The organism is Streptomyces sp. CWNU-52B (genome assembly GCF_047444975.1).
Taxonomy (GTDB): Bacteria; Actinomycetota; Actinomycetes; order Streptomycetales; family Streptomycetaceae; genus Streptomyces.
The window spans coordinates 79,700-94,538 of sequence record NZ_JBLFJV010000050.1; the positions used below are offsets into that span (position 1 = coordinate 79,700).

Here is a 14,839-nt window from a genome sequence, read left to right on the forward strand (position 1 = left end):
GGGTGGGAAGTCAGCGGCGGAAGCGCAACGAAAACGCTTCCGCCAACAGATTAATCAAGACATGGGTGCATGCGGCAAGGGTGGAAGGCCGAGAGTCAGTCGTGATGTTCGTCGTGCGGCCCGTCGCCGCGCCCGTCCTGCCCCTCCCGGCCGCCGAGGGAGCGGGCCGCAGCGAGGGCGCGCAGGGCACGGGCGTCGCTGATCGCGCGCGCCTTGGCGATGCCCGGCTGGATGCCGAGCGCGGGCAGGCTGGTGCCGTCGCTGAGGTCCAGGAAGACCCAGGCGTCCCCGGGACGCAGGTTGACCTGCAGGATCTCCTCCCAGGCCAGCCGGCGCCCGCTGACGATGTTGACGACGGTGACCCCGGCCTCGTCGGCGACGACCTTCGGACGGGCCAGCAGCACGAGCACCCCGAAGAGCAGCGCCCCGGTGAAGACGAAGCTCAGCCGCTCCCCCGGGCCCAGCTTCTCCAGCAGCAGCGCGACCGTGGTGATGACCACAAAGATCGCGGCGCCCGCGGTCAGCAGCACGGCGCGGGTACGGCCGGGCCTGAAGGTCACGGGGAGGGCGGGCGGCTCTGGTGCGTCCGGTGCGTCCGGCATGGCGAAGCTGTTCCTAGCGTTTCCGGTGGGCTGCGTCTGACGGTGGTCCCGGGTTCCCGGTGGTGCCGCGGGCGCTCAGAGGCGGCAGGCGTGGATGGCAGTGGTCAGGATGGCCCGCGCGCCGATGTCGTACAGGTCGTCCATGATCCGCTGGGCTTCCTTCGACGGGACCATGGCGCGTACGGCGACCCAGCCCTCGTTGTGGAGCGGCGAGACGGTCGGCGACTCCAGGCCCGGGGTGAGCGCGACGGCCTTCTCCAGCTGCTCGACGCGGCAGTCGTAGTCCATCATCACGTAGGTCCGCGCGACGAGGACGCCCTGGAGGCGGCGCAGGAACTGCTGGACCTTGCGCTCGGTGTCGGTGTCCCCGGCGCTCTCCGCGCCGGTGCGGCGGATGACGGTGGCCTCGGACTTCATGATCGGGTCGCCGAAGACCTCCAGGCCCGCGTTGCGCAGCGAGGTGCCGGTCTCGACGACGTCCGCGATGACCTCGGCGACACCGAGTTCGATGGCCGTCTCGACGGCGCCGTCGAGGTGCACGACGGACGCGTCGACGCCCTGGTCTGCGAGGTACTTGGCGACGATGCCCTCGTACGAGGTGGCGACGGTCTTGCCGGCGAGGTCCTCGACGGCGGTGGCCGTGCCGGGCTTGGTCGCGAAGCGGAAGGTGGAGCGGGCGAAGCCGAGCGGCAGGATCTCCTCCGCCTCGGCCGCGGAGTCGATGAGCAGGTCGCGGCCGGTGATGCCGATGTCGAGCTTGCCGGAGGAGACGTAGATCGCGATGTCGCGGGGGCGGAGGTAGAAGAACTCGACCTCGTTCTCCGGGTCGACGATCCTGAGCTCCTTGGCCTCCCGGCGCTGCTGGTAGCCGGCCTCATGCAGCATCTCCCCCGCGGGACCTGACAGGGAACCCTTGTTGGGGACGGCGATGCGCAGCATGAGGTCGGCTTCCTTCGTTCGTGCGGGTTGCGGGGGATTGCGGGTGCGGGCAGCGCGTGGGCGCGCGACGGCTCAGAGGTGGGCGTACACGTCGTCCAGGGTGATGCCGCGAGCGACCATCATCACCTGGACGTGGTAGAGCAGCTGCGAGATCTCCTCGGCGGCTGCTTCCTTGCCCTCGTGCTCCGCGGCCATCCATACCTCGGCGGCCTCTTCGACGACCTTCTTGCCGATGGCATGGACCCCCTTGCCGACCAGCTCAGCGGTGCGGGAGGTGGCGGGGTCGCCGGTGGCTGCCTTGTGCTGGAGCTCGGTGAAGAGCTCCTCGAAAGTCTTCTTGGACATGGTGGTCCTCACCCTACGCGCTCACGGGCCCGCGTCAGCGCCAGGGTTCGGATACCGAGCGCAGGGTGGCCGCGGTCGCCACGGCCGCCGTCACCGCCTCGTGCCCCTTGTCCTCGTTCGAGCCCTCGATGCCGGCGCGGTCCAGGGCCTGCTCCTCGGTGTCGACGGTCAGCACGCCGAAGCCGACGGGGACGCCGGTGTCGACGGAGACCTGGGTGAGGCCCTGGGTGACGCCCTGGCACACGTACTCGAAGTGGGGGGTGCCGCCGCGGATGACGACGCCGAGCGCGACGATCGCGTCGTAGCCGCGGCCCGCGAGGACCTTCGCGACGACCGGCAGCTCGAAGCTGCCGGGGACCCTCAGGAGGGTCGGCTCGTCGATGCCCAGCTCGCGCAGGGCGCGCAGGGCCCCGTCGACGAGTCCGTCCATCACCTTCTCGTGCCACTGCGCCGCGATGACGGCGACCCTCAGGTCACCGCAGTTGCGTACGGACAGTTCGGGTGCGCCCTTGCCGCTCACGTCTGTGTCTCCTCGTGCCGTGCTGTGCCGTTGCTGACTGCTTGATTACTGATTGCTGATTGCTGATTGCTGATTGCTGATTGCTCGATACCGGATACGGGTTACGGATACGGGTTACGGGTCACTGGTTGCCGCAGGCGGACACGGTGGTCGTGTCCAGCCAGGGCAGGTCGTGCCCCATCCGGTCCCGCTTGGTGCGCAGATACCGGAGGTTGTGCTCGCCCGCGGTGACGGGCATCGGCTCGCGGTCGGTGACGTCGAGGCCGTGCCGGACGAGCGCGGCGGTCTTGTCGGGGTTGTTGGTCATCAGCCGCAGGCTGCGCACGCCGAGGTCCTCCAGGATCTGCGCGCCGGCCGCGTAGTCCCTGGCGTCGGCGGGCAGGCCGAGTTCGAGGTTGGCGTCGAGGGTGTCGCGGCCGCGCTCCTGGAGCTCGTACGCGCGCAGCTTGGACAGGAGCCCGATGCCGCGGCCCTCGTGGCCGCGGAGGTAGACCACGACGCCGCGGCCCTCGGTCTGGATGCGCTCCAGTGAGGCTTCGAGCTGGGGGCCGCAGTCGCAGCGCAGCGAGTGGAAGACGTCGCCGGTGAGGCATTCGGAGTGCAGCCGTACGAGGACGTCGTCGCCGGCGCCGATCTCGCCGTGCACCAGCGCGACATGCTCGACGCCGTCCACGGTGGAGCGGTAGCCGTAGGCCGTGAACTCACCGAAGGCGGTGGGCAGTCGGGTCCTGGCCTCACGGCGGACCGTGGGCTCGGCGGTGCGGCGGTAGGCAATCAGGTCCTCGATGGAGATGATCGTCAGTCCGTGCTTGCGGGCGAACGGGATCAGCTCGGGCAGGCGCAGCATCCGCCCGTCCTCGCCCGCGATCTCGACGATGGCGCCGGCCGGGCGCAGGCCCGCGAGCCGGGCGAGGTCGACGGCCGCCTCGGTGTGGCCGTTGCGCACGAGGACGCCGCCGGGCTTGGCGCGCAGCGGGAAGATGTGTCCGGGGCGTACGAAGTCGGCCGGCCCGGCCTCTCCCTGCGCGAGCAGTCGCAGGGTGGTGGCGCGGTCGGCGGCGGAGATGCCGGTGGTCACGCCGTAGGCGGGGCCCGCGTCGACGGAGACCGTGAAGGCCGTCCGCATCGACTCGGTGTTGTTCTCGACCATCTGCGGGAGCTGGAGGCGGTCGAGCTCGTCGCCCTCCATGGGCGCGCAGATCAGACCGCGGCACTCGCTCATCATGAAGGCGATGATCTCGGGCGTCGCCTTCTCGGCGGCGATGACGAGGTCGCCCTCGTTCTCGCGGTCCTCGTCGTCGACGACCACGACGGGACGGCCCGCGGCGATGTCCGCGACGGCCTTCTCCACCGGGTCGAGGGCGAAGTCCGAGGTGTCCTGGTCGTGTCCGGTGCTGTACCAGACCGGCGCGCTTGTCATACCGGGGCTCCTTCCAGGAGGGGCTGCCCGGCCTTGCGGGAGCGCAGCCACCAGTCGCGCATGCCCCACAGGACGAGCGCGCCGTAGATGATGTAGACGAATCCGGAGAAGGCGAAGCCGTTGGCGAAGTTGAGCGGCACGCCCACCAGGTCGACGAGCAGCCAGGCGAACCAGAACTCGACCATGCCGCGGGCCTGGGCGTACATCGCGACGACGGTGCCGACGAAGATGTAGGCGTCGGGCCAGGGGTCCCAGGAGAGCGACGGGTACGCGGTGAACAGGTTCGCCACCGCGACGGTGCCCACGGCCGCGCCGCCGAGCAGGTACGCGCGTTCGTGCCAGGTGGCGAACCGGACGGCGATCGAGCCGTCCTGGGCGCCGCCCTTCCCGCGGTTCCACTGCCACCAGCCCCACAGGGCGACGGCCATGACCACCAGTTGCTTGCCCGCGCTGCCCGAGAGGTGGGCGGTCGCGAAGGCCGTGAGGAGGATGGCGCCGGACAGGAACTGGACGGGCCAGGTCCAGATGGAGCGGCGCCAGCCGAGCGCGAGGCCGACCAGACCGATCACGTTGCCGGTCATGTCGGACCACTTGATGTGCTGGCCGAAGAGCGTGAACGCCTCGGAGTTGAGCCAGTTCACGGGGTCGCTCCCAAAGTGCCGGGCAGCCCGGCGGGCTGCTCGCCCCGCGCGCCGAGCAGCCGCTCGACGTACTTGGCGATCACGTCGACCTCCAGGTTGACCGGGTCACCGGGCTGTTTGCGGCCCAGGGTGGTCAGGTCGAGGGTGGTCGGGATGAGGCTGACGGTGAAGTGGTCCGGACCCGCGTCGACGACGGTCAGGCTGATGCCGTCGACGGTGATGGAGCCCTTCTCGACGACGTAGCGCGAGAGGTCCGCGGGGAGCGAGATCTTCACGATCTCCCAGTGCTCGGACGGCGTGCGCTCGACGACCTCGCCGGTGCCGTCCACGTGGCCCTGCACGATGTGTCCGCCGAGCCGCTCGCCCACGGCCATGGGCCGTTCGAGGTTGACGCGGGAGCCGACCGCGAGGGCGCCGAGGCTGGAGCGGTTCAGGGTCTCCGCCATCACGTCGGCGGTGAACTCGCCGGCTTCGTGGTCGACGACCGTCAGACAGACGCCGTTGACCGCGATGGAGTCACCGTGACGCGCACCTTCGGTGACCACGGGGCCACGGAGCCGGAAACGCGAGGCGTCGCCGAGCTTCTCGACGGCGGTGACCTCACCCAGCTCTTCAACGATTCCGGTGAACACTTCCCGGGTCCTCCTGCCTCATAGGGCACGGACTCCGGGGCCTGTCGATGACGACAGAGGTGAAACGAGCGGGAACACCGGGGGCGACGCCGCGTGGGACGGCGTGTCCATGTGTCCATGGATCACGTCGAAACAGACGGCGGCGCGCACGAATGCCCGCCCGCCGCGCACTGCCTCCCATCCGGACTTTAACCGTCGGTCCAGGAATTTCACCTGGTCAACCGGCCGCTGGAAGCGACCGGGTCGCGGACTGTAACCGCCGGTTCGGACTTTCACCGACCCCGGAGTGCGCTGCTTCTGGTACAGACTCAGTGTGCCACGCCTGATCGACGCCCATGCGGGTGAATTCTGTGGGCTGGCTCACAAGGTGTACCGATGGACTTCACGGGACACTCGTGACGCGTCGGCTCTCCCATGGGAACGGCGCCTGCCGTGCCCGTCCGTTCCCATGAGCAGGGCGTCTCGCGGTGGTCCACACCTATTGACGCTTTGGTCTAGTCCTCTCTAGGGTCTGCGTGCACCGGCGCCTCTCCGGGTCCGCGTTCGCCGACCCGCCCCAGATCGACCCGGCGGCGGTGACGGTGGCCCTTGCCCCGCCGCCGGGTCTCCTTCCCGGCAGTCACTTCTCCGGTGGTGCGAAGACCTCGTCCTGGGCGCCGTCCCGCGCCATCAGCAGGGCTCCGCGCAGAACGGCACCGCCGCCCAGCGCGCCGGCCCGCACCTCGGTGGGCAGCGGCGCCATCCGGCCGAGCCGGTCCCGCACCCGGGCCGACAGCTCCGCGCCGCCCGCCCGGCCGACCTCGCCCGCGAGAACCACGCAGCCGGGGTCCAGTACGGCGATCACGGACGCGGCGCCGAGCGCGACACGGTCGGCGAGCACGTCGAGGAATTCCGAGGCGGCGGAGGCCGAGGCGGAGGTGGCGGTGTCGGCGTCGGCGTCGGCGTCGGCGTCGGCGGAGCCCGATCCGGCGCGTGAGACCGCCTCCCTCACCAGGGCCGCCGCATGCGGTTCATGGGACACGACGGGCGCCACGAGGCCGTACCGGTGCGCCAGTTCGGCGATCGCCGCGGCGCCCGCGAGGGAGTGGAAGCCGCCCTCGCAGTCCGTCGCGGACGGCAGGCCGCCCGTGCCCGGCACCGGCAGGAAGCCGATCTCGCCGGTGCCGCCGGAGGCACCCCGGCGCAGGACCCCGTCGAGGACCACGGCGGCCCCGATCCCGTGTCCGAGCCAGAGCAGGACGAACGTGTCGCGGTCGCGGGCCACCCCTTCGCGCTGCTCGGCCAGGGCCGCGAGGTTGGTCTCGTTCTCGACGACCACACGGGCCCCGAGCCGTTCCTGGAGGACCGCGGTGAGGCGGCGGTGCCATTCGGGCAGGCCGGTGGAGTCGCGGAGTTCACCGGTGGCAGGGTCGATCAGACCGGGTACCCCGATCCCGACGGTGTGCAGCCGCTCGACACCCGCCTCCTCGGCCGTGCGCTGGACCAGGGCGAGCGCCTGCTCGACGGCGGGCACGGTGGCCGTCTCGTCCGCGATCGGCACCGACGCCTCGGCCAGCACCGCGCCGAGCAGATCGGCGACGACCACGGCCACGCCCTCGGTGCGCACGTCGAGGGCGGCGAGGTGGGCCCGGTCGGCGACGATGCCGTACAGCCGGGCGTTCGGGCCGCGGCGCTGCTCGCCCGACTCCCCCACCACGCCGATCAGCCCGCCCGCGGCGAGGCGTTCGACGAGGTCGGCGACCGAGGGCCGGGACAGGCCGGTCAACTGCTTCAACTGTCCTGCCGTCAAAGGGCCTTCCTGCTGCAGCAGACGCAGGGCGAGCCGGTCGTTGATGGCCCGGGCGGTGCTCGGGGATGCGGGCATGCCGGGATCCTTCCAGATCGGGGCCGTCGGGACCGCGACGACCCCGAAGGCCGCGACGGCCGCCCAGCGTTGACGAAAACATCTATCTATCAGGCAACCTGCCTGATAGTTTACGCCGTCGAAGCGGGAGTCGACGGGCAGGGGCCGGGAAAATGAGTGGTGTGGTCTACGAGCTGCGCGAGGTGAAGCGCTCGCGGTACGCGGTGGCGGCGGTGTTCGCCGTGCACGGCGCTGTCACCGGCTCGTTCGCGACGCGCGTGCCGTGGATCCAGGACCACGCGTCGGTGAGCGCGGGGCAACTCGGCCTGGCGCTCGCCTTCCCCGCGATCGGCGCCTCCGTGTCGATGCCGCTCGCGGGCAGTGTCAGCCATCGCTTCGGAGCCCGCGCGGCCCTGCGCGGGCTCCTGTCCCTGTGGACACTCGCACTCGTCCTGCCCGCCCTCTCCCCGAACCTCCTCACCCTGTGTCTGGCCCTGTTCGTCTACGGCGCCACGGCGGGCATGTCCGATGTGGCGATGAACGCCCTGGGCGTCGAGGTGGAGAACCGGCTGAACAAATCGATCATGTCCGGGCTGCACGGCATGTGGAGCGCGGGCGCCCTGATCGGCTCGGCCGCGGGCACGGTCGCCGCCCACCTCGGTACGGACGCCCGGGTGCACCACGCGCTCGCCGCGGCGACGCTCACCGTGCTCGGCGCCGTCGCCTGCCAGGGCGTACTGGACCTGCGCGCCACCGAGGACGAGCAGGCGCCCCCGCGGTTCGCGCTGCCTCCGAAGTCGGCGCTGCTCATCGGCGCGATCGGCTTCTGCGCGGTGTTCGCGGAGGGGGCGAGCCTGGACTGGTCGGCGGTCTACCTGCGGGACGTCCTCGGCAGTTCCGCGGGGCTCGCCGCCGCGTGCACGACGGGGTTCACGCTCACCATGGCACTCGCGCGGTTCGCGGGCGACGCGGTGGTGGACCGGTTCGGACCGGTGCGTACCGTGCGGGCCTGCGGGCTCCTCGCCACCGTCGGAGCGCTGCTCGTCGTGCTGGCGCAGAACGCGGCCCTGGCGATGACCGGCTTCGCGCTCCTCGGCCTCGGCATCGCCGTGGTCGTGCCGCTCTGCTTCGCCGCGGCGGGGCGCAGCGGCCCCAACCCGGCCCAGGCCATCGCGGGCGTCGCCACCATCACGTACACCTCGGGTCTGATCGCGCCGTCCGCGATCGGTACCGTCGCGGACGCGACGAGCCTGGTGACGTCCTTCGTCCTGGTGACCGTGCTGACCTTCGGACTCGCCGCGCTCGCGGGCGTCCTGCGCGCCAGCGGCCGCACGCCGACCGGTACGGGCGACGCGGGCGATACGGCTGGTGCGGGCGGTACGGGCGACGCGGCCGGCGCGGCCGGCGCGTCGGAGGCGAAGATTCCGGATCGTCGGCCCTGACGCTGCCGCGCTCCCGGCTCCGCCCTACCATGGCGCTGATCTTCACGTACGGAACTTCACCTCCGTGAATCTCAGGTACGGAACCCCAGGTACAGAGAAAGCGAACCCCCACATGGACCTCGGCGTGCGCTGGAAGCTGCACGGTGACGGGCGTACGCCCGCACCCGGAGCGGTCGTCCGCCCCGACGAACGGCTCTCGTGGCCGCGTACGGCCGGGCTCGGTGCCCAGCACGTGGTCGCCATGTTCGGGGCGTCCTTCGTCGCTCCGGTCCTGATGGGCCTGGACCCGAACCTCGCGATCATGATGTCGGGCGTCTCGACGGTGATCTTCCTGCTCGCGACCCGCGGCCGGGTGCCCAGCTATCTGGGCTGCTCGCTCTCCTTCGTGGGCGTCGCCGCGGTGATCCGTGCGCAGGGCGGCTCCAGCGCGACCGTGACCGGCGCCGTGTTCGTCGTGGGCGTCGTGCTGTTCCTGGTCGGTCTGGCGGTGCGGCGGTTCGGGGCGCGGATCATCCATGCCGCGATGCCGCCGATCGTCACGGGCGCGGTCGTCATGCTCATCGGCTTCAACCTGGCACCGGTCACCGCCGCCACCTACTGGCCGCAGGACCAGTGGACGGCTCTGCTCGTGATGCTGTTCACCGGTCTGGCCGTGGTGTGCCTGCGCGGTTTCTGGTCCCGGATCGCGATCTTCCTCGGCCTGGTCTTCGGGTACGGGATCTCCTGGGTCTTCGACCTCGTGTTCGGGCGGATCCACTCGGCCGACGCGAGCGGCGACATCACCGACCACTGGCGGCTGGACCTCTCCGGTGTCGGCACGGCGGACTGGATCGGGCTGCCCGCCTTCCACGGTCCGTCCTTCGAGTGGTCGGCGATCCTGGTGGCCCTGCCCGTCGTGATCGCGCTGGTCGCGGAGAACGCGGGCCATGTGAAGGCCGTCGGCGAGATGACCGGCGACTCGCTGGACGACAAGCTGGGTACGGCGATCTCCGCGGACGGGGTCGGCTCGATGCTCTCCACCGCCGTGGGCGGCCCGCCGAACACCACGTACTCGGAGAACATCGGCGTCATGGCGGCGACCCGGGTCTATTCGACGGCCGCCTACTGGGCCGCCGCCGGCTTCGCGCTGCTCTTCGGCCTCTGCCCCAAGTTCGGCGCGGTGGTGGCCGCCGTCCCGGGCGGTGTGCTCGGCGGGATCACCGTCATCCTGTACGGCATGATCGGCCTGCTGGGTGCGCAGATCTGGCTCAACGCCGGGGTGGACCTGCGCAATCCGCTGAACCTGGTGCCGGCCGCGGCGGGCATCATCATCGGCGTCGGCAACGTCACGATGAAGTTCACCGACACCTTCTCGCTGAGCGGTATCGCGCTCGGCACGCTCGTCGTCATCACCGGCTACCACGCGCTGCGGGCGATGGCCCCGGCACACCTCAAGTCCCAGGAACCGCTGCTCGACGAGGGCACGTCCTCGTACGGCCCCGACTCCGAGTCCGACTCCGCGACCGGCGCGAAGGATACGAAGGGCGCGAACGATCAGCGCGCCAAGTCGTAGGCGTAGTCCGGTGTGAACGTCCCCGGCTCGCCCCTGCACCCGTCGGACTCGCCCGGCAGCTTCACCCACAGATAGGCGTCGATCCGCGCCTCCCCGGTCCTCAGGGTCGGCGGCTGCCCGAGCTTGCGGCCCGCGGGGTCGCACCACGCGCCGTCGGCCGGGGCGCCGTTGCCGTTGCGGCTGGTGTCGATCACGGCGCCCAGGCTCGCGGGGCCGCCGAGCGCGTCGAGGGTACGGCGGACGTACGCGATCTCGGCGCCCGTGCGGTTGAAGTTGGAGACGTTGCTGAAGATCCCGTCCGAGGAGGCGGCGGACGCGGCACCGGCCCGGCGCAGCAGTCCGGCCTGCTTCCGCGGCGAGTTCCACTCCGAGTGCCCCGCGTCGAAGTACACCCGCGCCTTCGGGTTCGCCGCCTTGAGGACGCGGCCCGCGCGGGCCAGCGCCTCGAACCGGGCCGTCCGCCGCTCTTCGGACAGGCAGTCGGACTGGGCGATCGCGTCGGGCTCCAGGACCACGACGACCTCACCGGAGCCGAGGCCCGCCGCGAACTTCCCGATCCACCGCTCGTACGCGCCGAGGTCGGGCGCGCCGCCCTGCGAGGCCCCGCCGCAGTCGCGGTCCGGTATCGCGTACGGCACGACGACGGGCACGCTGCCCCTCGCGGCGCCGGCCGAGGTGACCGCCCTGACCCGGGCGGTGATGTCCGAGGGCGTGTAGTCCGCGAACCAGACCGCGGCCGGCCGGTCGGCTATCCGGGACTCGATGACCGGGCGGCGCGGGTCGTCACGGTTGGCCCGGACCCAGTCCAGGACCTGGGAGCCGGGATGGCGGTACAGCCGTACGGACACCGGCTCGGTCCGCGGCTTCGCCGAGGCGGACTTCGAGGGCTGCGGGCCCCGCTGCGACGCGGACGCCGAGGGGGAGGCCGACGGGGAGCCGGAGGCCGTCGGGGGTGCGGCCGAGGGCGTGGGCACGGCGGGCAGCGGCTGCAGGAACGGTGAGCCGGTCACGTCGGGGCGCGCCTCGTCGCTCCCCCGGCCGTCGTCCAGCGCGGAGATCATCCCCGTCACCGTGCCGACCACGACGACGGCGGAGGCCGCCGCCACCATGACGGCGCGCCGGGCGGCGCGTCGGCGCTCCGCCCTCCGTGCGGCCAGGCGTTCGGCACGTCGGCCTGACACGTGGTGCTCCCCCTCCTCCTCCGGGTCCCGCGTGTCCCCCGTTCTGGGGAAGCGCTCGGCCCGGCGGCCCTGAACACACCCTAGGGCTGGGACCCTGCCCTCATGGTGCGGTGGGAACGCTCGGGAGAAGACACGGTTCAGGTCCACGGCCTGGACGCGGTGGTGCGCCGGATGCGCGCGCTCGGCGCGGGGTGGCCGGAGCGTGACGGTGTGGCGGTGTTCAACCGTGTCTATCTCGCCGTCACCGAGGAGGTCGGCAGACGCCTGCACACGGGGCACTTCGTGGACGCACGGGCCGCGAGCACCCTCGACGCGCTGTTCGCGGAGCGCTATCTCAGGGCCGTCGAGGCGGTCGCGGAGGAGCGTGGGACACCCGCCTGCTGGCGGCCGCTGTTCCAGTTGCGGGGCCATCCCGGGGTACGTCCGCTGCAGTTCGCCCTTGCCGGTATCAACGCGCACATCGGGCACGATCTCGCGCTCGCGGTGGTGGACACCTGTCGTACGCTCGGCTGCGAACCGGCGGAGCTGGAGGACGAGTTCGACCGGGTGGGCGATGTCCTCGTCACGCTGGAGGAGCGGATCCGGGAGGATCTGATGCCGGGGCCGGACCTCCTCCAGATCGCCGATCCGCTGACGCATCTGCTGGGTGCGTGGAGTCTTGAGCGGGCCCGGGACGCGGCGTGGTCCGCTGCGCGGGGGCTGTGGGCGCTGCGTGAACTCCCCGAACTGGCCGAGGAGTTCACGGACCGCCTGGACGCGGCGGTGGGCCTGGTCGGCCGCTGCCTGCTCACTCCGTTGGGTTCGCCGTACGCTGCGCGGCCGGGACGGTGAACCGTCTGCGGCCCCGGTGGGGGCTGGTCGCGCAGTTCCTCGCGCCCCCTGACGGGGCCCGGCAGTCGCTTGCCCGCGCGCCCGGTGGGGGTTGACCGCGCAGTTCCCCGCGCCCCTAAAGAGCCAGGGGCGCGGGGAACTGCGCCACAAGCCCCCACCGGGCCCGCAGCCGAGACCGGACCGACAGCACCCGCCCCGCCCCCGGAGGGACCCGCTCGGATCAGTCCTCCGGGAGTTCCACCGGGGCGATCTCGTCGTAGACGTCCCCGGGGCCGGGGTTGGCCGGATCGGTCCCGCCACCGAAGTGGTGCATCACGCCCCACACCGCGTTGAGCGCGGTCTGCACCGCGCCCTCCGCCCACCCCGCCGTCCAGGAGATGTCGTCCCCCGCGAGGAAGATGCCCCGCTTGTCCGCGGGCAGCCGGTCCTGCATGAAGTGCGTGAACAGCCGCCGCTGGTACCGGTAGTGACCGGGCAGGTTCGCCTTGAACGCGCCCATGAAGTACGGCTCATTCTCCCAGGAGACGGTGACCGGACTGCCGATGACGTGCTTCCTGATGTCGACCCTCGGGTAGATCTCGCCGAGCGACTTCAGCATCACCTCCATCCGCTCGTTCGCCGACAGCGGCAGCCACTTCAGACTGTCGTCGCACCACGTGTAGGAGAGACAGATGACGGCGGGCCGGTCCGGGCCGTTGTCGAGCAGGTAGGTGCCCCGCGTCATACGGTCCGTGAGCGTCATCGACATGACGTCCCGCCCGGTGTCCGCGTCCTTGTCGAGCCAGAACGGCCGGTCGACCGGCACGAACAGCTTGGAGCTCTCCATGTAGTGGGTGCGCTCGATCGCGGTCCAGTGGTCGATCGGGAACAGCGCGTCGTCGCAGGCGACCTTGGAGAGCAGCATCCAGGACTGCGCGGTGAAGATCGCCGCCCGGTACGTGCGGATGTCGCCGGAGGCGTCGGTGACGGTGATCCGGTTGCCCGCGGTGCGGTTCAGGCGGGTCACGGCGGGCCGGGGCTCCCCGCCGTGCAGCGTGGCCAGCGAGGTCCCGTACGCCCAGTGCACGAGCTTCTCGGGCTCGCGCTCCCACAGGCGCAGCGGGAGCTGCTGGCTGCCGCCGACGATGCCGCGGTGGTGGTCGTCGGCCTCGCTGTAGACGACGCGCAGGATCTCCAGGATGGAGTTGGGGAAGTCGGTGTCCCAGCCGCCCGTGCCGAAGCCGACCTGGCCGAAGATCTCGCGGTGCCGGAAGGACTTGAACGCCTCGGAGTCGCAGAGGAACCCGTAGAACGTCTGGTCGTCGAGCCCGGCGACGAGCTTCGCCCAGATCTCGCGGATCCGGGGCACGTCGCGCTCGCGCATCGCCTGGTTCATGGCGGAGAAGTCCGCGCCCTCCTCCAGACAGGCGTGCCAGGCGGCCGCCACGTCGCGGTAGACCTGCGGCAGGTCGGCGAGCGTCTCGGCGTAGTGCGACTCGCCCTTGAGGTCGACGACGGTCGAGGGCGTGTTCTCGGCGAGCGGGTTGGGGAACGGCTCGGTCCGCAGTCCCACCAGGTCGATGTAGTGCTGGAGCGCCGTGGAGGACGGCGGGAAGCGCATCGCGCCCATCTCGGCGGTCAGCGACGGGTCACAGCCGTCGAAGCCGACGGTGCGCAGCCGGCCGCCGATCCGGTCGGCCTCGTACACGACGGGCTTGAGGCCCATCTTCATCAGTTCGTACGCGGCCACGATGCCGGAGAGACCGCCGCCGATCACCGCCACCTCGGTGCCCAGCTCGGTCGCCGGCAGCTGGCCCAGGCCCGCGGGATGCGCGAGGAAGTCGTCGTACGCGTACGGGAAGTCCGGGCCGAACATGGTGATCTGCGGCTGCGCGTCGGTGTGCGGGACGGCGGGGGGCACCGTGGACGTCATGGGGTACGGACTCCTTGCGCGAAGCTCTGGTGGGGCGGGGGTGACAGAGGGAACTGGTGCGGCCGGTGGCGGGGTCAGACGAGGGACCCGTAGAGGCCGGGGCGGCGGTCCTTGAGGTACGGGTTGGCCTCGCGCGAGGCGGCGAGGAACGCGGGGTCCACGTCACCGAGGACGAGTTCCGCCCCGCGGCCCGCGCGGGCCCGTGCGCCGCCGTCGGGGCCCGCCAGCGTGGAGAGCCCGACGAACTCGAACTCCCCTTCCGTACCGACCCGGTTGACGTACGCGACGTACATCTGGTTCTCGAAGGCCCGCACGGGGACGACGGACTCGGCGACGAACTGGAACGGGTGCATCTGGGCCGTAGGCACCACGAGGAGATCAGTGCCGGCCAGGGCGTGCGCGCGGACGTTCTCCGGGAACTCCACGTCGTAGCAGATCATGAGGCCGACGCGGAGGCCGTCCAGCTCGGCCTGGACGACCGGCTCCTCGCCGGGGGTGAACCACTCCTGCTCGAAGCGGCCGAAGAGGTGTGTCTTGCGGTAGTTCGCGAGGCGGCGGCCGTCGGAGGAGATCAGCTGGACCGAGTTGAAGACGAGGTCCCGCGAGGCGCGCTCCGGGTAGCCGTAGACGACGGCCACGCCGTGCCGGCCGGCGATCTCGGCGACCTCGTCGGCGGAGTCCCCGTCGGCCGGCTCGGCGAGCCGGTGCACGTCGGCGCCGATCGCGTAGCCGGTGAGGAACAGCTCCGGGGTGATCAGCAGCCCGGCGCCCGCGGCGGCGGCCCGGCCGGCGGCCTCGTCGAGGACCGTGAGGTTCTCGACGACGGAGCCGGGGCGTCCGGAACTCTGGAGCAGGGCGGTACGCATGCGTGTTCCTCACCGGGACGGAGGGGGCGGGGGTGGCCTGAGGGCCCGAAGGCCGGAAGAGCCCCGGAGGGGGACGGCAGGCATGTTAGACGCTACGGGCGGGGGTTCGGGCG

General features: G+C 71.5%; 14 protein-coding genes and 1 riboswitch. Of the genes, 3 read left to right on the plus strand and 11 right to left on the minus strand.

The genetic code is table 11. The features are described 5' to 3' along the window. Positions 1–95: 95 nt before the first annotated feature. The 8 genes from ACLVWQ_RS33170 to ACLVWQ_RS33205 form a co-directional block, all read right to left on the minus strand. Positions 96–602, minus strand: coding sequence for a PH domain-containing protein (locus tag ACLVWQ_RS33170; protein ID WP_414112943.1), 507 nt, complete (start codon positions 600–602; stop codon positions 96–98). Between the two features lie 75 nt (positions 603–677). Next, the gene (gene hisG / locus ACLVWQ_RS33175) at positions 678–1,541 is read right to left on the minus strand and encodes an ATP phosphoribosyltransferase (RefSeq protein ID WP_414112944.1); all 864 of its coding nucleotides are present in this window, start codon (positions 1,539–1,541) and stop codon (positions 678–680) included. A gap of 72 nt (positions 1,542–1,613) precedes the next feature. Then, positions 1,614–1,886, minus strand: a complete 273-nt coding sequence (locus ACLVWQ_RS33180; RefSeq protein WP_149510532.1) for a phosphoribosyl-ATP diphosphatase — start codon at positions 1,884–1,886, stop codon at positions 1,614–1,616. Between the two features lie 34 nt (positions 1,887–1,920). Continuing rightward, complete coding sequence (gene ribH / locus ACLVWQ_RS33185; RefSeq protein ID WP_414112945.1) at positions 1,921–2,406, minus strand: 6,7-dimethyl-8-ribityllumazine synthase; 486 nt, start codon at positions 2,404–2,406, stop codon at positions 1,921–1,923. 121 nt (positions 2,407–2,527) lie between these two features. Continuing rightward, positions 2,528–3,826, minus strand: coding sequence for a bifunctional 3,4-dihydroxy-2-butanone-4-phosphate synthase/GTP cyclohydrolase II (locus ACLVWQ_RS33190; RefSeq protein WP_414112946.1), 1,299 nt, complete (start codon positions 3,824–3,826; stop codon positions 2,528–2,530). Further along, on the minus strand, positions 3,823–4,467 hold the full coding sequence (locus ACLVWQ_RS33195) for a nicotinamide mononucleotide transporter family protein (RefSeq protein WP_414112947.1): 645 nt from the start codon (positions 4,465–4,467) through the stop codon (positions 3,823–3,825). The genes ACLVWQ_RS33190 and ACLVWQ_RS33195 overlap by 4 nt, the downstream gene beginning before the upstream one ends. Then, complete coding sequence (locus ACLVWQ_RS33200) at positions 4,464–5,099, minus strand: riboflavin synthase (protein WP_414112948.1); 636 nt, start codon at positions 5,097–5,099, stop codon at positions 4,464–4,466. Before ACLVWQ_RS33200 ends, ACLVWQ_RS33195 begins: the two co-directional genes overlap by 4 nt. A gap of 163 nt (positions 5,100–5,262) precedes the next feature. Continuing rightward, a riboswitch (FMN riboswitch) is annotated at positions 5,263–5,393 on the minus strand. Positions 5,394–5,718: 325 nt separating this feature from the next. Next, positions 5,719–6,963 (minus strand): ROK family transcriptional regulator, encoded by a 1,245-nt coding sequence (locus ACLVWQ_RS33205; RefSeq protein ID WP_414112949.1) that lies wholly within the window; start codon positions 6,961–6,963, stop codon positions 5,719–5,721. Between the two features lie 152 nt (positions 6,964–7,115). Between ACLVWQ_RS33205 and ACLVWQ_RS33210 the strand changes: the two genes are divergently transcribed. Further along, complete coding sequence (locus tag ACLVWQ_RS33210; protein WP_414112950.1) at positions 7,116–8,384, plus strand: MFS transporter; 1,269 nt, start codon at positions 7,116–7,118, stop codon at positions 8,382–8,384. A 112-nt stretch (positions 8,385–8,496) separates the two neighbouring features. After that, the gene (locus ACLVWQ_RS33215; protein ID WP_414112951.1) at positions 8,497–9,936 is read left to right on the plus strand and encodes a uracil-xanthine permease family protein; all 1,440 of its coding nucleotides are present in this window, start codon (positions 8,497–8,499) and stop codon (positions 9,934–9,936) included. Here the strand turns inward: ACLVWQ_RS33215 and ACLVWQ_RS33220 are convergent. Next, positions 9,918–11,045 carry a glycoside hydrolase family 6 protein gene (locus ACLVWQ_RS33220; RefSeq protein WP_414113325.1) on the minus strand — a complete coding sequence of 376 codons (1,128 nt, stop codon included), beginning with the start codon at positions 11,043–11,045 and terminating at the stop codon, positions 9,918–9,920. The two genes, ACLVWQ_RS33215 and ACLVWQ_RS33220, sit on opposite strands and share 19 nt — an antisense overlap. Before the next feature lie 174 nt (positions 11,046–11,219). On the opposite strand from ACLVWQ_RS33220, the gene ACLVWQ_RS33225 reads away from it, so the two are divergent. Continuing rightward, on the plus strand, positions 11,220–11,948 hold the full coding sequence (locus ACLVWQ_RS33225; RefSeq protein ID WP_414112952.1) for a DUF5995 family protein: 729 nt from the start codon (positions 11,220–11,222) through the stop codon (positions 11,946–11,948). Between the two features lie 220 nt (positions 11,949–12,168). Here ACLVWQ_RS33225 and ACLVWQ_RS33230 read toward each other — a convergent pair whose 3' ends face one another. Beyond that, entirely contained in the window at positions 12,169–13,860 is a 1,692-nt protein-coding gene (locus tag ACLVWQ_RS33230) for a flavin monoamine oxidase family protein (protein WP_414112953.1), read from the minus strand. Positions 13,861–13,934: 74 nt separating this feature from the next. Then, positions 13,935–14,726 (minus strand): carbon-nitrogen hydrolase family protein, encoded by a 792-nt coding sequence (locus tag ACLVWQ_RS33235; RefSeq protein WP_414112954.1) that lies wholly within the window; start codon positions 14,724–14,726, stop codon positions 13,935–13,937. Positions 14,727–14,839 lie beyond the last annotated feature (113 nt).